Raw genomic sequence first — 20,897 nt, 5'->3', positions numbered from 1 at the left:
TTTCCTTTATCCCCAGAGTTCTGAACCAAAAGGCAGCATTTGATTTTTTTCAAACTCAAAGCCATGTTCAATATCCTGACTCAGCAATAACGGGCCATCCAAATCAACAACATCAACCCCCTGAGCAACGACGAATGCCGGTGCCATACTGAGTGAGGATGACAACATACAACCCACCATAATCTGTAATCCGGCTTCCTGAGCGGCTTGCTTCAACGCCAGTGCTTCAGTCAAACCACCGCTTTTATCGGTTTTAATATTAATCATGTCATAGCGACCAATCACATGACTCAGGCTATGCCGATCATGGCAAGATTCGTCAGCACAAATTGGAATCGGCCGAGGCAGTTGATCTAAAACCCCATCTTCATCGGCATGGAATGGCTGTTCGATCATCGCCACATTGAGCTGCTCTAACTCAGGAATCAACGTTTGATAGGTCGCGACATCCCAAGCTTCATTGGCATCCAGAATAATAGTTGCCTGAGGTGAACCACGACGAACCGCCCGAACACGTTCCAGATCCTCCGGACCACCTAACTTTAACTTGAGCAACGGCCGAAAAGCATTCGCGACCGCCGCCTCTTCCATCTTGTGAGGTTTATCGAGCGACAAGGTATATGCGGTTGTCAGCGCATCCGGTGTGATCTTGAGCTGTGACCAAATTGTGGTTTGACTAAGCTTACATTCCAGATCCCACATCGCACAATCGACTGCATTTCGGGCTGCTCCGGCAGGTAATAAAGGTTGCAGCTGCTGACGGTTAATCCCACACTTGATTTCAGGAAAAATCCCTTCAATCTGGGCGATAACACTGTCTACAGACTCACCATAACGGTGATAGGGCACACATTCTCCCCGCCCGATAGAACCGTTTTTTTCAATCTCAACCACGATGGTTTCCGCGGAGGTCTTACTACCACGAGAAATCGTGAAGCTCCCCCGGATTGGCCAGCTTTTGCGATAGAGACGAATATTCATGCACCCACCACCAGCTGATCAACAATACGTCCGACACCTTGCCGGAAAGGATCAACCACAGGTAACCCAAGCTGCTCCTCCAGTTCGGCCATGTAAGACAGTGCCGCTTGTTCTTCTAAACCGGATGTATTGATCGACACGCCAACAAACTGAGCATTCGGATTGGTTAAGCGCGCTGTCGCCAGATTGGCAGCCATACAGACGTCAATATCCGGCAATGCATACTCCGGTAATCCTCGCATATGCTGACGCGTTGGCTCATGACACAGCACCAGCGCATCTGCCTGAGAGCCGTGAATCAATCCGGTTGTCACTCCGGCAAACGACGCATGAAATAACGAACCCTGGCCTTCTATAACGTCCCAGTGATCAGGGCTGTTGGCAGGAGATATGGTTTCAATCGCACCAGAAATAAAGTCAGACACCACACAATCTGCGCTAACACCTTCTCCTGAAATCAAAATCCCGGTCTGACCGGTGGCCCGAAAATCAGCATCCATCCCACGATCACGCATCTCTTTTTCAATCGCAAGAGAGGTATACATTTTCCCGACAGAACAATCGGTTCCGACGGTGAGCAACCGCTTACCACTTCGCTTTTTACCATTTGCAACGGGGTAAACCTGAGTCGGATAACGCACATCAAACAAAGCCCGCCCCTGTTTCTCAGCACACGCGACCAAGGTGGGGATATCAGTCAACTTATTGTGTAATCCCGACGCAATGTCCATCCCGGCTTCTAATGCTTCAACCAGTACATTAATCCACTCATCAGAAATGATGCCCCCACGGTTGGCAACGCCAATCACCAACGTTTGGGCCCCGGCTGCCACGGCGTCCGATATACTCATATCAGGCAAGCCGCAATCTGCATGACAGTTCTCTAAACGAAACTGTCCGACACAATACTCAGGACGCCATGTTTTAATGCCTTGAGCAACCTTCGCTGCTAATGCATCGGCTGCATCACCTAAAAATAATAAATACGGTTTCTTCAGTTCCATCTCGCAGTCACTCCATCCGAATCAGCATGAATATTAAAATGTTCATTATGGGTCAATCATCATTTACAGAGCAAAATACATGACAACATGAAGGAAAGGAATGCACAACAGAATCATTTTTGAGCACAAAAAGTGAATAAAAACTCAATTTAAAGCCAATAAAAGAATAAAAATTCATCCAATTCAAACATAAATATACTTATAGAAACCGCCAGCTCTGGGCATTTTCTCAGAGTCTTATTCTAAACCGACTGGCTGAATCAGAAAAATACACGGCCTATCTCCCTTTTTTAAATTTATATAATTTTACAGGATCGACCATTTATCAGTGATTCAAACTATTAAAGTGAGCTAAACAAAATCTTACAAATGTGTGACTATAGTCACTAAAATAGTGATAATTTATGTATATATCTGTCGGACCCAATGTTGAGAATGCATCTTAGTGGTGCATATTGCACTAAAAAGGTGCTCAATATGGATATCTTGCTGATATAAAACACCATCAGGGAATAGGAATCACGTGATATCAACGGATACAGATAACAAATCACGCATCCAACCACCCTCTGGGGTTATTAAAATTTAAAACCAAAAAATACAAGTTTTGCAGCATAAAATGAAACAACTCATTATGATTCATATTTCTCTGGCACATACAGCACCGATGTGGCTTGCTGACATCAGTACACGGTCGGAAAATTTCCCGTAACCGATGTCAGTATGCGACAAGCACTGGCCTGTATATTGCTTCCTCTGCCCTGACGTTTGGATATCAATGAAAATTGTACAAATCTTATCCGCTGATGACACACACGTTGAATCAAACGCGATATGATCCGTATTATTAATATGTTAATGATTAATATATGCATTGCTTAATCAGGCGATATACACTGTTGTCACCGAAAATAAAAGATGAGCTCTATGTTTGCCCAAATCAGGAACGATTATGATTACTGCTGAAGCGGTTATTGATTTAAATGCATTAAGGAATAATTTCGCCTTATTGAAATCTCACTGTGATAGTGACACCAAAGTGATCGCGGTATTAAAAGGTGATGCTTACGGGCATAACGCTATCCAAGTCGCACGCGCACTACCAAATGCCGATATGTTTGCCGTCTCTCGGATTGAAGAAGCAATTGAATTGCGTTCAGCAGATATTCTTCAACCCATCTTACTACTGGAAGGCTGCTTCTGCCCCGAGGATCTCCAGCTTGCCGCACAGCTCAGTTTACACACCACGATCCATTGCATTGAGCAACTTCAGGATTTCGAGCAAACACCACTGACGCAACACACCTCAGTTTGGTTAAAGTTAGATACAGGGATGCACCGCCTCGGTGTTCAGGCTGACGAAATCAACACTTACGTCACGCGGTTGGAAAAGAGCGGTAAAATCGCGGGGAACATTGGCTTTATCAGCCATTTCAGCTGCGCTGACATTCCGAGTTCACACACAACACCGGCTCAGCTTGAACGTTTTAAAACTCAGACTCAAGCGTATCAAGGGATGAAAACTCTGGCCAATTCAGCGGGAATTCTCTACTGGCCTGAATCTCACTTTGATGCCGTCCGTGCGGGAATCGCTTTATATGGTATTGCCCCGAATGTTGACGAAATCGGTCAGCACCATCATTTGACACCGGTGATGACATTACAGTCCCGATTAATTGCCGTTCGCCGCCATCAGGCAAACCAACCCGTTGGCTATGGTGAAAATTGGACCTCAGATCGAGAGACTTACATCGGTGTGATTGCAATGGGTTATGGTGATGGCTATCCGAGATCGGCTCCGAATGGTACACCCGTCTATATTAATGGCCGCATTGTGCCAATCTCCGGTCGGATCTCGATGGATATGATCACCGTCGATTTAGGCCCGGATGCAACCGATCAGGTCGGTGACTGCGTTGAACTTTGGGGTCAGCATGTTCCGATTGAGCAAGTCGCGAAATTAGTCGGAACGATCCCCTATGAACTGGTGATTCAGCTGACCCGGCGTGTTGCCAGAACCTTCATCAATGAATGAGGAGTGTGACATCACCACGTACATTGACTGAATCTACATTGACTGAACTACAGCTGACTGCTGCAAGGTCTGATGGATTTTTACGGCAAATTCAAGGGCATGGGCACCATCACCGTGAATACAGATGGTGTCAGCCTGAATATCGATCCACTGTCCGTCAGTTGCCTGAACCTTACCTTGGCTGACCATATCAAGAACCTGATTCAATGCCTCATCATCATGATGAATCAAAGCATCAGGCTGGCTACGTGGTGTTAACGTCCCGTCAGACTGATAAGTGCGATCAGCGAAAACTTCATTGGCCACACGTAACCCTTCAGCTTCTCCGGCCAGAATCAGCGTACTGCCGGATAGTCCGTACAATATCAAAGTCGGATCAACATCCTTCACCGCCTGCGCAATTGCGGCTGCCAGCGACGTATCCTGAGCGGCCATATTATATAAAGCGCCATGTGGCTTTACATGGTGCAAATGTCCCCCGGCAGCACGGACAAACCCGTACAATGCCCCGATCTGGTAAACCACCATGTCATAAGCTTCCCGGGGGGAAATCGCCATCGTCCGGCGACCGAATCCAGCGAGATCCGGCAATCCCGGATGTGCACCGATCGCTAAACTTTTCTCTAATGCATGTCTGACCGTCTCACGCATTACTCCCGGATCACCGGCATGAAAACCACAGGCAATATTCACTGAACTGACATAATCCATCAATGCTACATCATTACCGAGTGAATACACCCCGAAGCTTTCTCCCATGTCACAATTCAGATCGATGCTGTTCATGTTGCCCTCATTGCTTAATCAGTAAATAACCAGACCCCTTGCAATTCCCGTTCACCGAGAAGCCAAGGCCAGTGCCACGCGTTGTAAATAACGCGCCTGAACTTCGGCAGCCATCCGAGCTTCAGCCAAAGAGACCTGTTGAAAATAAACCGACTCACCCGGGCGCAGTTGACCTAAACGCCACAAATCACTGTCAATCACCACAGCCATTCTCGGGTAACCCCCACTGGTCTGCCCTTCCGCCGCAAGAATGATCGGTTGCCCGTCCGGTGGTAATTGAATCACACCGGGGAAGACCGCATGAGATAGTAGACTGGTCTCAGTCTGTGCTTCAATTGGCGATCCCTTCAGTCGAAATCCCATCCGATTACTATTGGCACTCACTTGCCACGCAGTGGTAAAAAACTGGGTTTGAGCCTGAACAGAATAGTGGTCAAATTCAGGCCCGGTACAAACACGAAGCACGCCATCAGGCACCGGGAGTAAAATCCCCGTGTTATCCGACAACGCATCACAGGAATGACGGTTTTCTCCCACAACCAGCCGGTCAGCCTTACACAACCCTCGCCCATCAATACCACCGAAACCAGCCTGTAAATCGGTTGCAGCAGAGCCCATCACCAGCGGTACATCAATCCCACCCTGAACCGCCAGATAAGTGCACAATCCTCGCTTAGGCATGTGAAGCTTTAATTTTTGTCCGGCATGGGCGTGGTAACGCCATCCCGGGTAGACAGGGGTATCATCTAACCGGGCAAAACTATCCGCACCGGTCAGTGCAAAACAAATATCAGCCTGAAAAAGAAACGTGCTATTCCCGAACATGATTTCCAGTCCCGCGGCATGGTCAGGATTACCGACCAGTCGGTTGGCAATCGTCAGCGCAAGGTTATCGAGCGCCCCGGAACGAGACACACCCTGATGACGAAAGCCGACGCGCCCCAAATCCTGAACACTCACCAACGGGCCGGTTTGTAGCACCTCAATCACAAGCAACCTCCGCAACGGAAAATTTAACCCGATCACCGGGTAACCAAAAAGAAGGGGGAGTGCGTTGTGGGTCAAACAAGACTACGTCAGTCCGTCCAATCACTTGCCAGCCTCCGGGCGAAGCATTGGGATAGACACCAGTCTGAGCCCCGCCAATCGCCACCGAACCCGCGGGGATTGTGGTCCGGGGCGAGGCATGTCGGGGGGTATGCAGCGCTTCAGGTAATCCGCCAAGATAAGCAAAACCCGGTTGGAAACCTAAAAAATAAACGCGATATTCAGCCTCAGTATAAAGACGAACCACCGCGTCAATACTCAATCCGGCGAGGTCGGCAACATGGGTCAAATCAGGGCCATCCTCACCGCCGAATCTCACGGCAATATCGAGTTCTCGTCCGTCGGTCAATATCATGTCATCACTGGTCCAATAGTGACAAAACAGCTCGTGGACATAGTTATATTCATCGGAGTCATTACCGGTCATATGGTGTTGAATACGCACCGTCAGATTATTCATCCCGGGTACAACATCAACCATTTCAGCCCTGATTCTAAGCTGTTCTGCGATGAACCAGATTTTATGTTGCTGAGTTAATGTCACCGGTTCCGGTGCCTGAAGCACATAACTGTGCTCTCCTAACCGATAAATATCAGGCATCTGCTCGGATTCTTTCACTCAAACCTCCCGCCATGTCTGTGATGTCGGATATGACAAAATCAACACCGATACTCTAAACCAGCAATACTTTATCCTGATTTGACGTGTCAGACCTAAATGATATTTCTGACCGAATGGCGATGAATGAAGGCTTTAACCTCTTCAATCGGCATTGGTCTGGCGTAGTACCATCCCTGCCCGATGACTGCGATATCTCGTTTACGCAGATAATCAACCTGTTCGAGAGTCTCTATCCCTTCCAACACAATTGTAACATCCTCAAATCCTTCCAGCAGATCTAACATCATGTTCACGGTTCGTCCAGCAATCGTGTCAGTCCCCAACGCACTGGTAAACATCCGGTCAATTTTGATTTCGTCCGTATAGATATCACTCAGCCACGACAAATTTGAATATCCTGTCCCGAAATCATCAAGCGATACTCGGAAATGACGTAACCGGAGCGCATCACACACGGAAACCACATCCTGACAACCAAAAGATGAACGCTCGGTAATTTCAAACATAATCTGATTCACATTGACCGAATACTTTTTCACAATCTCAGTGACACGCTCAATAAAAGTCTCAGTCAGGTACTCATCCACCGCCAAATTAATGCTCAACGTATATTCCGGATACTTTTGTAAAACCCGTGCCATATCCTGAATCGACTGTTCGACAACAAACAACGTTAACTGGCGAATCTGCTTTGTCTGTTCCGCCAAAGGAATAAACACCTCAGGGCTGACACTCCCCAACAATGGATCATGCCAGCGACATAACACTTCGAATCCTTGGATCCGTTCATCTTTGAGCACAAATTTAGGCTGATAGACCAATGAGAGTTGCCGGTTCGCAATCGCCTTGCGTAAACGGCTCTTCAATTGTTTATCCCGGGAAGCTGGCATTCCCCATGCTTTATAACTCAGCAAGATAAATAAGATCACGACCAAAAAAGCACTTAAGGTCGGGCCATTCAAAGCATTGTAGAGAAAGGGATGATTATCTCTGACTAACACGCAGAGCGACGGTTGACGGCTACACTGCTTTTCAATCAGCAAATGTGACATGCGTCCGTCCGGCTGAATTTCCGGTAACTTCGTATCACCTAACCGTTCAAAAGTATGCGCTAGTGTAGAACTGCGGATTTCAACCGTATAATTCGTCGAGATTTCAAAGCCCTCAAAGGCTCGGGGGGCAGTCATTGCAATGATATTATCGCGAAAAGTCAGATCAATCGGGGAATGATTCGGCAATGATGCAAACTGGTAACGTTTCACGAAAGAATAACCATTTAACCGATATTGTGCTTCAGGCAACCGGAGTGGCATCTCTAATTTCTTGAGCGTCAGGCATTGAATCATCCCATCTTCAATCCGCCCGATATCGGCAACAAAGTGGTTAACATGCAGAATGTCCTGCATTATATTTTCATCTTCCGGACTGCATGGAATCGTATCACTGTCAGCCAGCAATTCCATTGCCTGCGTCAACTGGGTTGCGATTTGACTTGCATGACTGAGAGCAAGATAAGCCACACTTTTCATTTCTTCACGATGAAATGTCGTCATCATCATCTGCGCAAAAATGCCAAGAAAGAGAACGGTAAGAAAAATCAATTGCACTGGTTGCTTCAAAGCTAAAGCGTATGATTTGATTTTGCTGGTCTTATTCAGCTTACCGGATGGATGATCTGCCATATTAAATCCTAGTTTGCGACTTCCGTACTTAGGTAATACCAACCGAGTAATCCCCGACTCTATATAATTATAATACTGATTATTTTCGCGGTTAATGACAGTTTAGTTCACGAAATTCAATACAACCTATACCGGATCATCATGAGATGACTGGGAATTATTGTGCAATTCTATACTAAAAATGTTCATTATTTGAATCACATGCACAAAATCACTGAGTGATCTCTCAGTTTCTCTGCTTTGAAGGTTATCTCTTTGAATCAGGGTACTCTCGCATGATTCACGATGGAATCGGACCACCTCACCGGTTGAATTTGTTGTTCATCTCGCCTGAAGCGATCAACACTCATAGCAGAAGCAATCATTCACAATTACCAATTGACATATGTCAATTGTCATTTTATAGTGACATCAACTCGTAAAAGCTGCATATAAATATAATTTTTCCTTAAAAATCATATTTATAAAATAACATATATCAATTGTTCACTCTATTACGCAAGGAGCACACATGAATATTACCAATGTCGCATTTATCGGTTTAGGTGTGATGGGATACCCAATGGCTGGTTATCTTGCCAAAGCTGGCTATCAAACACGTGTCTATAACCGGACACAGACCAAAGCAGCCGCTTGGGAACAACACTATCCCGGAAAATCTTATCCAACCCCGAAACTCGCTGCGAAAGGCTGTGAAGTCATTTTTCTTTGCGTCGGGAACGACCAAGATGTCCGCAGCGTCATGTATGGGGATGATGGGATAATTGCCGGTACTGAACCGGGGGCAATTATCGTGGATCACACCACGACCTCGGCAGAACTTGCACTTGAACTGGCTCAGGCGTGTAAAGAAAAAGATATCTCATTCATCGATGCCCCCGTATCCGGAGGACAAGCCGGCGCCGAGAATGGCACACTCACAATCATGTGTGGTGGTGAAGCAGACATTTTCAACCAAATTCAACCTGTTATGGCTAACTACGCTAAACAGGCGGAGTTACTCGGTACGCACGGCCAAGGCCAACGCTGTAAAATGGTCAACCAAATTTGTATTGCCGGGGTACTTCAGGGATTAAGTGAAGCATTGCAACTGGCACAAGCCGCTGATCTGGATATTGAACAAGTGGTCAATGTGATCAAACACGGTGCTGCCGGATCCTGGCAGATGGAGAATCGTGCTGTGACAATGTCACAAAATAAATTTGATTTTGGCTTTGCTATAGACTGGATGAGAAAAGATTTAGGCTTCTGCCTGAATGAAGCGGCTCGTCACCAGATTGAGCTCCCGATGACAAAAGAAGTGGATAGCATGTACGCAAAACTTCAGGATCAAGGCCTAGGAAGAATGGACACTTCAGTGCTCATCAAAGCCTATGACAAATCCTCAAGATAATCTTAACCATTGGCATCATTGATTATCCGTACAATAACACCCCGGCCGAAGCAACATCGCTTCGGTCTACATTGTATGATGATAAGCTAATTGCCGTTTCAATGCATACGGAGACAGTTTCTTGATTAAATCATCCAGATTAATCATTTAAATCCTCACCGATAATTGATTAGAAATTACTACTTTAAACTGAATACCAGCCTGTAATTTTCAATCACATAAAACATGATACATCTTCCATTTTTATATTTTATTAATGTTTTGAAATAATATTTCATTTTTAAAACAAAATTTATCAATGTCATTATTAAATAAGATAAAACTATAACATTAAAAATATCATGAAATATTTCACGAAGAGCTCAAAACAATGACACATTTCAAAAAAACCACAACAACATCATCGGCACCGATGAGAGACAACAGAAAGAATTAATTATAAAAAATAAATTAAATCATATATTTACATACATAATACAATTAAAAACAAACTAACCCTCGAATATCATCAGTTATCCTACTGATTCAGCTCATCCTCACCATAACGTATGACGTTTTATTTATTACTTGATAAAAATCAATAATTATTTATTTACCCAACAGACCAATCCACCCTACGATACAATAATTTATGATGATAGGCATATAAGTTATTCGCTTATTTTTTTCGATAAAAATAACAGTTCAATAATTAATTCGATGAATAACACATTCAAATTTTGACAGGCCGTTATTCTGTCACTAATGGTTAATGTGTTTGATGAGATTATTTGACTTTAGTTTATTTTCAGTTTTTTACTGACGAATTTGTAGTTCTGCCAAACGGTCACCAATTCAAGCAAATAAATCATCTCAAATTTTTATCTCAACTTATGGACTCAGGGTTGAGTCAGGGGGTGGATGAACATTCATTTATGGATAGCAACAGATCATATTCAGCAATAAAAATAAATACTTAAAAATAATTGAAAGGAGTAACAAATGAGAAAACAGCAAGTTTTCAAAAACATCAGTTGTAAGAAACAGACCCTCAGTATTGGGATCAGTCTGGCTCTGGCTGCTTTATCCGGTTCTGCGTATGCAGGATGTACCTATGAAGTTCAGAGTGACTGGGGCTCTGGTTTCGTTGCGAACGTGACTGTCAAAAATGATACCTCCAGTGCTGTATCAGCGTGGAACGTGGGCTGGGAGTATACCAAAGGTGCTCAAATTACCAATATCTGGAACGCTGTCCTGTCAGGCAGTAACCCATACACAGCAACTAATACCCCTTCAAACGGTAGCTTACAGCCCGGATCCAGCACCTCATTCGGCTTTCAAGGCACTGGCACATCGGAAGTTCCGACTCTAACCGGTTCACTGTGTGGTGACGGTGGTGACCCCGGTGATCCCGGTGACCCCGGTGACCCTGGCGACGGCGGTAAAGGCAACCAAGTTGTCTTCCGGGTCAATGAAAATGGTCATATCACCAAAGATGATGTCGTCAAACCGGTTCGCTGTGGCTCATGGTTTGGTCTGGAAGGTCGTCACGAACAGGCAAATGACGCTACCAACCCTAGCGGCGCACCGATGGAACTCTATATGGGTAACACATTCTGGGCGAACAACAGCCAAGGTACAGGCCGGACAATCCAACAAACCATGGATGAAATCAAAGCCAAAGGCATCAACCTGATTCGTCTGCCGATTGCACCGCAAACACTCGATCCGGATGACCCGCAAGGTCAGCCTCGTGTCTTTAAAAACCACCCATCAGTACGTGCTACCAGTGCACGTCAGGCACTTGAAGACTTCATCAAACTTGCTGACAAAAACGGACTTGATATCCTGCTCGATATTCACTCATGCTCGAATTATCTTGGCTGGCGTGCCGGACGTTTAGACGCGACACCACCTTATGCAGATGCCAATCGTAATAACTACCCTTACAAACGTGAAAACTACTCCTGCGGTACTGATGTCGGCCCCGGTGTCACTGTTCAGGAATACAACGAACAGAAATGGCTTGAAGACCTCCGTCAACTGGCACGTTTCGCAGATGAGTTGAAAGTGAATAACATCCTCGGGATCGATATCTTTAACGAACCATGGGATTACACTTGGACTGATTGGAAAACGCTGGCTGAACATGCATATGAAGCCATCAACGAAGAAAACAAAAATGTGTTGATCTGGGTTGAAGGGATCAGTGGTGGTACATCAGCTGGTACACAAAGCCCTCATGGTGATGAAGCAACTAATCCAAACTGGGGTGAAAACTTCTTCTCAATGGCGACTGACCCACTGAATATTCCAAAAGACCGTTTAGTGCTGTCACCACATACCTATGGTCCTTCTGTATCTGTACAGAAACAGTTTATGGACCCTGCTCAACCAGAATGTGCTGGCTTGTCTGAAGACGAAGCGGCTAAAGCAAAATGTAACATTGTGATTAACCCTGAACTGCTCAGAGAAGGCTGGGAAGAACACTTTGGTTATCTCAAAGATGAAGGCTATGCAATTGTGATCGGTGAATTCGGTGGTCACTATGACTGGCCGGAATCTGGTGCAATCCGTATCCAAGACTTGTGGGGCTACCTCCCTCGTTCTGACTACGATAAAAAATGGCAAAATGCGCTGGTTGACTACATGTCAGACAAGAACATTGAAGGTTGCTACTGGAGTATCAACCCAGAATCAGACGATACAGGTGGTTTGTACAGTCACGCCTATGATGCACGGACCAACACATCTGGCTGGGGTGAATGGACTGGCTTCGAAACTGAGAAATGGGACATGTTACAACGGTTGTGGGATTCAAACACCGTTAAGTAACTGTTGATCGTTGACCTCTCATTATAGTGAAGGCGTTTCAATGAGAACACTCTACATTATATTTCTTGCGGGCATAACGCTCGCAGGAACTGTACAGGCAGACGTCAGAAATGGTGTGTATACCATTCAGTCGAAGGTCAGTGGTAAGTTAGTCGAAGTCGCGAATGCTGACAAAAGTAATGGCGCCAACATTAGTCAATGGCCGGATAACGGCCATAACACACAACGTTGGCTCATTACCAAGCGCGATGACGGCTACTACTCCATCATTAATCTTAACAGTGCCAAAGCAATGGAAGTATACGAGGCTGGTAAGGCGAATGGTGATAATGTCTCACAATGGCAGTATTGGGGTGGTGATGCCCAAAAGTGGGATATCCGGGATCTGAATAACAACTACCATGTGCTGGTCAATAAAAACAGTGGTAAAGCACTGGATTTATGGGACTGGAACACATCTGACGGTGCCAATCTTGATCAGTGGGAGGTCAATAATCTCGATGCCCAGCAGTTTCGCTTAAGCTTAATTAAGGCCTCTGGCGGCAAGCCGGTGGATACCTCATCCACCAATGGTCGTGCCAATCACTGGCCGCTGAGCGGTAACCTAGGCACACATGATCCGACGCTTGCCTATGAAAACGGGACTTGGTGGGAATTCCAGACCGGCAAAGGTATCTACGGTAAAGTCAGTGATAACGGCTTGGACTGGAACCCGCTGCCATCCGTTTTTCCGAATGGCTTACGCTGGTGGTACAGCTATGTCCCCGATTTGGAAAACGATGACGTCTGGGCACCGGATGTGAAACATTATAATGGCCGGGTATGGCTTTATTATGCAGTTTCAACATTTGGCTCCCGTGTGTCAGCGATTGGTTTGGCTTCGGCCTCAAGTTTAGCCAATAGTGACTGGCAAGATCACGGGGTGGTGATTCATACCACTGCAGCCAGTAACTACAACGCCATTGATCCTGACTTAGTGATTGATAAAGACGGTGATCCGTGGCTGACATTTGGTTCTTTTGGTTCGGGTATCAAGCTGGTTCGGCTCAACCCAATCACCATGAAACCGATTGGCGATCTGTTGAGTCTGGCAAGTCGTTCCGGTGGGATTGAAGCCCCTAGTATTGTTTATCGTCGCGGTTACTATTATCTGTTTGTATCCACAGGCCGCTGTTGTCGTGGCGTCGACAGCACCTACCAGATCCGTTATGGCCGGGCGACCAAAATTATCGGCCCGTATCTGGATAAAAGTGGTAAAGACATGATGAAAGGCGGCGGGACTTTACTTGATGGCGGCAGCAACCGGTGGATTGGCCCCGGCGGTCAGGACATTGCCAATACCGATGTGATTGTCCGTCATGCTTATGATGCGACTGATGGCGGTAAGGCTAAACTGCTGATTAGCACACTTAACTGGGATAGCAACGGCTGGCCAAGATATTAAGTTAAGCCAGAATGTTCTCTCAATACGGGCCACTTTAACGAGTGGCCCGTTCATTTTTAGGATCAAACACCACGCCCCACCATTGCAAAATAGAAACTCGTTTGCATTTTGCAATCAAGATATGAGCATGACTGTATTGAATGCTGACCAATATTCAAACAAATACAAATAAATCAATAAATTAAATACCAATTAAAAAGTTGGCACACATGGTGCATTAGTACATATGACCCTTATTAAGCCGAGGGTCACCTAGCCAACTGACGTTGTTAGTGAACCAAATTGTTCATATCGATAGCCAATCACACGCTTTGTGATTGGCTTTTTTTATCTATGGGTGCCCTAATCCATCATTCATGGCTTGCTGCAAATGTGCTAAAAGCCAGCTCAGCGCCGGATCCTGAGTCTGTCTTTTATGCCACAACAAACAAAGCTTAATGTCCTCGTAATCCACCGGCACATCACTTACCGTCAGATTGTAATTCTGTTGCCAAATGACAGCGAGCCCATGTGGCACCGTTGCTAAGAATGGCTGCTGATTTAAAAGCAGCGGATAGGAAGAGAAATTAGGCGAAACATAACGAATCCGGCGTGACTTGCCTTGTTGTGCCAGATACTGGTCAAGCTGACTGCTTGATGCATTGCGGTAAGAGACCAAAAGATGCTCTTTGCTCAGAAACTCATCCAAAGTGATCGGGTTTGAGAGTGACATTTGCGCTTGTGACCAAACGGTTTTATAGCCCATATTCCTGACCTGCACACTCTCAGTTTCCTGCGTCGATATGGTATCCAGCGAGATGGCCACATCAACAATCCCTTCTTCTACCGCATCACGCGCCGTATAAGGATCGACATTGACAACCTTGAAGTAAACCCCCGGTGCATCTTGATATGTCTGCTGTAAAAACTTTGGCATCACCCACTGCTCAACCCATTCACTCATGCCAATCCGAAAGGTTTTTACACTGGTTTGGGGGGAGAAAACCGGCACATCAAACAGATGGCTGTGGAGTGATGCCATCAACGGTGTCAGCGCTTGAACCAATGTTTCAGCACGGGGGGTTGCAATCATCCCGCTGCCTTGTCTCACGAACAAGGGATCGCCGACGAGCTCTCTGAGTCGCTTCAGCGCACCGCTCACGGCAGGCTGCCCCAGATACAAGCGTTCCGCAGCTTTGGTGACACTTTGCTCATGATACAAAGCCAATAACACCACCAGCAAATTTAAGTCCACCCGTCTAATATCATCAATAACAATATGGTTCATCAAGATAATCAATTTAATTAATAAACAGAGTATGAATATACTCCAGAAACTCAATCGATCAATCTCATCAGAGGAAACCATGAAAAAATTTTGGATCATATCTTTTATGTTGGTAGCGAGTTTCGCCAATGCATCCACCTATCTCGATGCACAGCAAGCGCCGGGCTACTATCGGATTAAACTCGGTAAACTACTTGTGACGGCAGTTTCAGACGGGACGGTCAATGTACCGTTCGATAAAATCCTGACCCATACCAGCAAAAAATCGATTCATCAGGCACTCCAATCCGCCTATCTGCAATCACCGGTAGAAACATCAATCAATACATTTGTGATTGATGATGGTAAACAACAGATTTTAGTCGATGCCGGAGCTGGCGATCTATTTGGCGACTTGGGCGGACACCTGCTCAGTAATCTTGCCGCCGCCGGATATCCGGCAGAGAGCATCGACGCGGTATTACTGACCCACATCCATGCCGATCATTCCGGTGGCGTCAGCAGAAACGGACATTTGGCATTTCCTAACGCCACCGTGTATGTCGATCAGCATGATGCTGACTTTTGGCTGAACGAGAAAAACATCAGCCATGTTGAGGCAGACCAGCGCCATACATTTGCCGACACCCAAAAGACGGTCGGCCCGGTCAAAGATGCCGGTAAATTAACCACGTTTCAGGCACCGGTAGCATTATTTCCGGGCATACAAGCGATTCCGGCACCGGGACACACACCGGGCAGCGTGATTTACAAAGTGTCCAGCGCAGGGAAAAATCTGGTGTTGTGGGGCGATATTATCCATATCAAAACCATCCAACTCCCCTCACCTTCAGTCGCAATTCACTTTGACGTCAATCAGCAAAAAGCCGTTGAAACACGGAAGAAAGTCTTGCAACAAGTGGTCAAAGAAGGCGATCTCGTCGCGGCTGCGCATATCTCCTTCCCGGGCTTCGGGCATGTCGTAAAAGCACAACGCGGATATCGCTGGTTACCCGTAGAGTATACTAACGCGCTGAACAGCAAATAAATCGTATCCACTCGCCGCCTTTTCGATGTATGAACATTCCCATGATGCCGAGACGTTCCGGCCTCATGGGACAACAACACGAGGATCCCATATCTGCTGATATCTATACCTCAATACGATCACTGTGACTGGATGGCATCGATGGAACGATAACGACCCAAACCAAACAATGATGGTCAATACTTCACCACTCCGATATGATATATCCGATTGTTTTCAAAACATGCTGGCTCAGCACAAGGATTGTTTATGCCAATTGAATTTCTTCTGACTTCACTGATTGTTGTTCTGCTTCCCGGGACGGGGGTGTTATATACCGTATCGATTGGCCTGACTCGCGGTGCCAAAGCCAGCCTCTATGCGGCGCTCGGCTGTACTGCCGGTATTATTCCGCATCTGGTTGCCAGCGTTTTCGGGCTGGCGGCCATTTTACATACCAGCGCAGTCCTGTTTCAGCTATTGAAATATGCCGGCGTGATCTATCTGGCTTATCTGGCTTGGGGGATGTGGAAAGACGCCGGAGCACTGACACTTCAGAATGAGAACACATCTCAAACGGGTTATCTTGCTATTGCATCCAAAGCCGTATTGATTAATTTACTCAACCCGAAACTGTCGATCTTTTTCCTCGCTTTCTTACCTCAGTTTGTCCCCGCGCAACAGACGGCTCCGATACTGCACATGTTGATCCTGAGTCTGGTGTTCATGCTGATGACCTTTATCGTGTTTGTCATCTACGGCCTGCTGGCCAATAAAATCCGTCATGCCATCATCCAGTCACCCAAAATTGTCCGTCGGATCCAAAAAAGCTTCGCCGGACTGTTTGTATTAATGGGAATAAAACTGGCCACGATGGAACGTTAGTTGTTCAGCGAGGCAGGTGACGTATCACAAATCGTCACGCCCTGAACCTCAGAAACGGTATGATAGAGTGACGCTTCGCGGGCAATCACTTCATGTGCCTGCTCTTTTCCGATGTATATATGATCGTTTGCAAACAGGTGACACCCGTTCACTTCGATGTGACCAGAAATCACATCGATTTGCTCCCAGCCCGGGTGAAAATGTCGCGGAAGACAAGCGCCTTGTTCCAGCTGAAGTAATGCTATATTCGGGCCGGGTTCTGACTGGTGCAACCACGCATAACGAATCCTCCGATAAGGTGTATCCTGCCACACTCGCTGCGCAGATAAAGAAACAGATTCTTTCATTAATTCTTATCTCATCGCTATTTACTGTAATTATGTACAGTATATTGCTAAGAATCTGTTTTCAATATTCTGCTGAAAAAAGCCTCACTCCCCCTCTCTTCCTTCATCGAACCGGGGCAAATGATCGTCAATGACATACCAGTTTGATTTATATCGGGTATAAATGTGCGCATCCGGTGTGGCTTCAATATCATCATCCAATGTCGCGATAGCAACTTCCATCCGGCTCTGAGGGACGTCCTTCCCCCCGGAATCCCAGACTCGACCCGCACTCACGACAAAAAGTCCGGATGGTGCCGTTCGGAGCAACATATTCTTTCACCAGTGACTGTCCTGATGTCCACTGTACATGTTCGGCAGTAAACAGTGTTCCGAATGCTGCGCCGTGAAATTTACGACACATCGAGCAGTGGCAGTGTGCGCCGTCCTTACTCAGCCCACGAACCTCATAAGTCACCTGACCACATAAACAACTTCCCTGATACACTTTCATCTTCTTTTTCCCTGTACGTCGGTTGATATCCAGTTTATACGATAAATTTGGAAGCCATAGGCTGTAGGAAAGTAAAATTGTGATGCTGAGTTTGGGACGCAATCACTTTCCTCGGTTTCGTTAGCGTCTCCGACTGCGCCCCAGATACTTTTTCAAGGCCGAAAAAGTACCCAAAAATGCCTAGGGTTTGAGTTCAGCGCACTGAATCAGGGTCGGATTGATTCGCATCCTGCTCAAGCAATCCTGAAAATTCATCCTTGAATTTTCCCCCTGAGATCATCGATCAAGTTGGCTTTTAAAAAGATTTCACTCTATTCAAATCAACCACTCAACCAAGAAAATCATTCAAGGAAGAATGGTTAAGCAGAATCTATCCGCGCTAAACAGACCCGTTCAACCACTGCTTTTAACTGCAACACTCTCCCTTCGAGATAAGCCAGCTCCTCTGCGGTAATTTCATAATGTTCGGAATAACGGGCTTCGATATAGGCGCGTTGCAAACGGCGGAAGCTGCGACGGTGGAATTTATTGTCGAGCGGGAAAATCGTTTTAAACTCAGGCTCGATTTGCGCGCACAGTTTACTCAGCTTTTCGATATTGTGGGATTTGGGTAAGTAGTTGGTGCATGTGAGTAATACGCAGGCGAAGAATCTTTCTGTGGCTTGATGTAAATCGAAAGCCGCAAGATTAATCATATCTTCTTCTGATTGATGGTAATGGTATGTTTTTACATAATCACTACCCGCTTTTAACCACTGTTCATAATGCTTTCGGGCAATTTCCCGCAATTCTTCCTCCGTCAAATCCCCCGGCTCAATCAGCGGTTTCGGTGTTGCGGCAAACAGTTCAATCCCCTCTTCACGGATATCCTTAAAGAAATAATGCCCCTGCTGCAATCGTTCATTTACTTCCTGCAAATCGTGAACAATCAAACCCAACGGCGCGGATTTCACTTTGCGATCAATTTGCTCTTCAGCACGCTGCCAGACCACATAATTTTCCACCAAGGCAGCTTTATTGACGATCACCAGAATATCGTAATCACTGATGTAACCATTGACCGGATCGCTGACCCAATTGCCTTTAGCGTGGCTGCCGAACAGAATAATTTTCAGGATACGAAATTCACTTTTACTCCCCGTTTTGCCCTCAAGATAGTCTTCCAGCGTATCGCGCAGAATGGTCGAGATCGTGGCAAGCTCTTGCTGTTTGAATTCAGGCAGGTGGTCGAGGGAGGTTTTCATAATCGTGCTTCGCTTTGGTGGATAACATGGCTCTAGCATAAAAGAAGCATCCAGCAAAAAACACTGTTTATCATAGTTTTAGCATTGTGGGAAGATAAAATGCGACGCGGTTCTTTTTTATTTCTGTCCCCCGATGATTGTCTCAAGTTTCAGCTTCGAGGCATCACACACAATGATGCTTATGTGGCCGAACGCATGGTGTATTCGGGATGTCCCGTATGTTCATCGCGTTGTTCACTCACCACATGAAAACCTTGCGATACATAGAACTGATAGCTGGCCTGATTTTCTTGGTACACGGACAGACTTAACCGGGCTCTCTGCATTTTAGCATGATTTAACAGTTGCTTACCGATACCCCTTTCCCTGAAGTTCAGGTACGACAAATAGAGCAGCAAGGGTATTTTCGTACAATGCGTAAAACCCGACCACTTGAGACTCGGTTTCGAAAACGCAGACCTCTGAGGCTGGAATATAAATATTGCGCATGTTCTCGATTTGAGATTCCCAGAACTCTGCTGAAACAAAATCGTGGGCTTTCACTGATGCTTTCAGCCAGATATCCAGCACTGAATCTAAGTCTTCTTCGTTGTATTTTCTTATCATTTTTCGATTATGGGGTGTTGGGGTTATTGGGGGATATAATGCTGCAATAACTAGCACGAGGTACGAGCGTCCGGTGCCGCAGGCGCGTAGTTAATAGCCTTGTTAGTCATTATCTAGCTCTAGTTTTTTCTGGGCTTCCATTCTTTCTTGATACTCGCGCATCTCTTCTCTTCGTTTCATTCGCGCAGCTTCTTCTTTTTCTATTTCAACTTGAGCTCGTTTTTGTATTTCAGCTAAATCTAAGGAATAAAGGTGCTTTTCAAGGTTTTCAATAGTTGTAATTGTTTCTTGAACCTGCTCTTGGGTTGGCTCCATACGACCATGTGCAGACATATTCCTAACTTGGCGCATAACATCGATTTTTTCCATCAACTCTTGAGGAATATCAACGCCGAACTGTTCTAGGCTCCCGCGTGTTAACTCCATAATAAATGGGCGCCTCCTCCGAAAATTCATGCCGGCATCGTTAGTGAATTTTTCCGTAGTTTTTTCTAGATATGACCATGCAGATAGAAGAGCTCCTAATGGGTGAATTTTGGCGAGCTCCACTAATCTGTCTAATTCTTGATCATTGGTAGGTTCACCCAATTTGAACGCAACTAAGTCTTGCTCATCAACAAATTGACTCACAACCTCATCATAATCTTGGCCATAGTGCTTTTTTAGAACCTCTTGAAAAAAACTCTGGGCAATATTCATATAGAAAATGCTTGTAAGTTCATTGGGTGATCCAAACCTGTGTTGAAGTGCATTACGCTCATCGATTAAAAGCTCAATTTTATTTAAGAATGGAAGCCCTACATTAGCTTCATTTAAAGCACTTAAGCATCCTTGAATTGTTATTGTCTCTTTGGCGTTCTTATATATAGACTGACCTGCGTCAAGTACCAAGTCTTTAAGAATGAGCTCAACAGCATTAGCCAGATGTAGTATGAGAAGCTTTCGGTCAAGCTCCTTCTTTCCGTTGTAGTGTGAAATTGAATGCCCAAGCAATTCCATTGCGCTTTGAATGTAGTGGTACGGTGAATTTGGCCACCTGATTAGAGGTGTTAAAATACACCTCATAGCATGACAGGTGAAACTATGACCAAGCGTACCAGACGCACTTTCAGTGCGGAATTCAAACTCGAAGCAGCGCAACTTGTTCTCGATCAAAACTACACCGTTGTTGAAGCTGCAAAAGCCATGGGTGTTGGTAAATCGACAATGGATAAGTGGGTAAGGCAGCTCAAGCAAGAAAA

18 protein-coding genes and 1 pseudogene are annotated in these 20,897 nt (G+C 45.7%); 7 read left to right on the top strand and 12 right to left on the bottom strand.

The window, feature by feature from the left end:
- Window positions 1-6: 6 nt before the first annotated feature.
- Together dgcA and dgcN are read right to left on the bottom strand one after the other, a co-directional pair.
- On the bottom strand, window positions 7-981 hold the full coding sequence (gene dgcA / locus VR7878_RS03675; RefSeq protein WP_077333568.1) for an N-acetyl-D-Glu racemase DgcA: 975 nt from the start codon (window positions 979-981) through the stop codon (window positions 7-9).
- Complete coding sequence (gene dgcN / locus VR7878_RS03670; protein WP_077333566.1) at window positions 978-1,985, bottom strand: N-acetyltransferase DgcN; 1,008 nt, start codon at window positions 1,983-1,985, stop codon at window positions 978-980. The genes dgcA and dgcN overlap by 4 nt, the downstream gene beginning before the upstream one ends.
- Before the next feature lie 952 nt (window positions 1,986-2,937).
- Between dgcN and alr the strand changes: the two genes are divergently transcribed.
- Window positions 2,938-4,020, top strand: a complete 1,083-nt coding sequence (alr, locus tag VR7878_RS03665; RefSeq protein ID WP_077333564.1) for an alanine racemase — start codon at window positions 2,938-2,940, stop codon at window positions 4,018-4,020.
- A 33-nt stretch (window positions 4,021-4,053) separates the two neighbouring features.
- Here alr and VR7878_RS03660 read toward each other — a convergent pair whose 3' ends face one another.
- The 4 genes from VR7878_RS03660 to VR7878_RS03645 form a co-directional block, all read right to left on the bottom strand.
- The gene (locus VR7878_RS03660; RefSeq protein WP_077333562.1) at window positions 4,054-4,806 is read right to left on the bottom strand and encodes a LamB/YcsF family protein; all 753 of its coding nucleotides are present in this window, start codon (window positions 4,804-4,806) and stop codon (window positions 4,054-4,056) included.
- 51 nt (window positions 4,807-4,857) lie between these two features.
- Complete coding sequence (locus VR7878_RS03655; protein ID WP_077333560.1) at window positions 4,858-5,796, bottom strand: 5-oxoprolinase subunit C family protein; 939 nt, start codon at window positions 5,794-5,796, stop codon at window positions 4,858-4,860.
- Window positions 5,789-6,472: a 5-oxoprolinase subunit PxpB gene (pxpB, locus tag VR7878_RS03650; RefSeq protein ID WP_205409417.1), complete on the bottom strand. Its 684-nt coding sequence runs from the start codon at window positions 6,470-6,472 to the stop codon at window positions 5,789-5,791. Before pxpB ends, VR7878_RS03655 begins: the two co-directional genes overlap by 8 nt.
- Before the next feature lie 95 nt (window positions 6,473-6,567).
- Window positions 6,568-8,157, bottom strand: coding sequence for an EAL domain-containing protein (locus VR7878_RS03645; protein ID WP_077333558.1), 1,590 nt, complete (start codon window positions 8,155-8,157; stop codon window positions 6,568-6,570).
- A 511-nt stretch (window positions 8,158-8,668) separates the two neighbouring features.
- Between VR7878_RS03645 and VR7878_RS03640 the strand changes: the two genes are divergently transcribed.
- The 3 genes from VR7878_RS03640 to VR7878_RS03630 all read left to right on the top strand — a co-directional run bounded on the left by VR7878_RS03640 (window position 8,669) and on the right by VR7878_RS03630 (window position 13,808).
- A complete protein-coding gene (locus tag VR7878_RS03640; protein ID WP_077333556.1) occupies window positions 8,669-9,550 on the top strand; it encodes an NAD(P)-dependent oxidoreductase in 882 nt (293 codons plus the stop codon).
- A 981-nt stretch (window positions 9,551-10,531) separates the two neighbouring features.
- On the top strand, window positions 10,532-12,364 hold the full coding sequence (locus VR7878_RS03635) for a cellulase family glycosylhydrolase (protein ID WP_077333554.1): 1,833 nt from the start codon (window positions 10,532-10,534) through the stop codon (window positions 12,362-12,364).
- 40 nt (window positions 12,365-12,404) lie between these two features.
- On the top strand, window positions 12,405-13,808 hold the full coding sequence (locus VR7878_RS03630; RefSeq protein WP_077333552.1) for a family 43 glycosylhydrolase: 1,404 nt from the start codon (window positions 12,405-12,407) through the stop codon (window positions 13,806-13,808).
- A gap of 331 nt (window positions 13,809-14,139) precedes the next feature.
- Here VR7878_RS03630 and VR7878_RS03625 read toward each other — a convergent pair whose 3' ends face one another.
- Entirely contained in the window at window positions 14,140-15,075 is a 936-nt protein-coding gene (locus tag VR7878_RS03625; RefSeq protein WP_077333658.1) for a LysR family transcriptional regulator, read from the bottom strand.
- Between the two features lie 106 nt (window positions 15,076-15,181).
- On the opposite strand from VR7878_RS03625, the gene VR7878_RS03620 reads away from it, so the two are divergent.
- Window positions 15,182-16,102 (top strand): MBL fold metallo-hydrolase, encoded by a 921-nt coding sequence (locus VR7878_RS03620; RefSeq protein ID WP_205409416.1) that lies wholly within the window; start codon window positions 15,182-15,184, stop codon window positions 16,100-16,102.
- A 249-nt stretch (window positions 16,103-16,351) separates the two neighbouring features.
- Window positions 16,352-16,966, top strand: coding sequence for a LysE family translocator (locus tag VR7878_RS03615; RefSeq protein ID WP_077333547.1), 615 nt, complete (start codon window positions 16,352-16,354; stop codon window positions 16,964-16,966).
- Here VR7878_RS03615 and VR7878_RS03610 read toward each other — a convergent pair.
- The 5 genes and pseudogenes from VR7878_RS03610 to VR7878_RS03590 form a co-directional block, all read right to left on the bottom strand.
- Window positions 16,963-17,313 carry a cupin domain-containing protein gene (locus tag VR7878_RS03610; RefSeq protein WP_077333545.1) on the bottom strand — a complete coding sequence of 117 codons (351 nt, stop codon included), beginning with the start codon at window positions 17,311-17,313 and terminating at the stop codon, window positions 16,963-16,965. The genes VR7878_RS03615 and VR7878_RS03610 overlap by 4 nt on opposite strands.
- A 193-nt stretch (window positions 17,314-17,506) precedes the next feature.
- A complete protein-coding gene (locus VR7878_RS03605) occupies window positions 17,507-17,806 on the bottom strand; it encodes a GFA family protein (protein WP_306345794.1) in 300 nt (99 codons plus the stop codon).
- 359 nt (window positions 17,807-18,165) lie between these two features.
- A complete protein-coding gene (locus VR7878_RS03600; protein WP_159440425.1) occupies window positions 18,166-19,050 on the bottom strand; it encodes a HEPN domain-containing protein in 885 nt (294 codons plus the stop codon).
- A 179-nt stretch (window positions 19,051-19,229) separates the two neighbouring features.
- Window positions 19,230-19,656, bottom strand: a pseudogene (locus VR7878_RS03595) (N-acetyltransferase).
- A 102-nt stretch (window positions 19,657-19,758) separates the two neighbouring features.
- Complete coding sequence (locus tag VR7878_RS03590) at window positions 19,759-20,655, bottom strand: hypothetical protein (protein ID WP_077333541.1); 897 nt, start codon at window positions 20,653-20,655, stop codon at window positions 19,759-19,761.
- 84 nt (window positions 20,656-20,739) lie between these two features.
- Between VR7878_RS03590 and VR7878_RS03585 the strand changes: the two genes are divergently transcribed.
- Window positions 20,740-20,897: transposase (locus tag VR7878_RS03585; protein WP_077333657.1), on the top strand; the 158-nt coding region annotated here is incomplete at its 3' end.

Origin of the sequence: Vibrio ruber DSM 16370, assembly GCF_900163965.1 — a bacterium.
GTDB lineage: Bacteria > Pseudomonadota > Gammaproteobacteria > Enterobacterales > Vibrionaceae > Vibrio > Vibrio ruber.
This window is presented reverse-complemented; position numbering and strand designations above follow the sequence as displayed.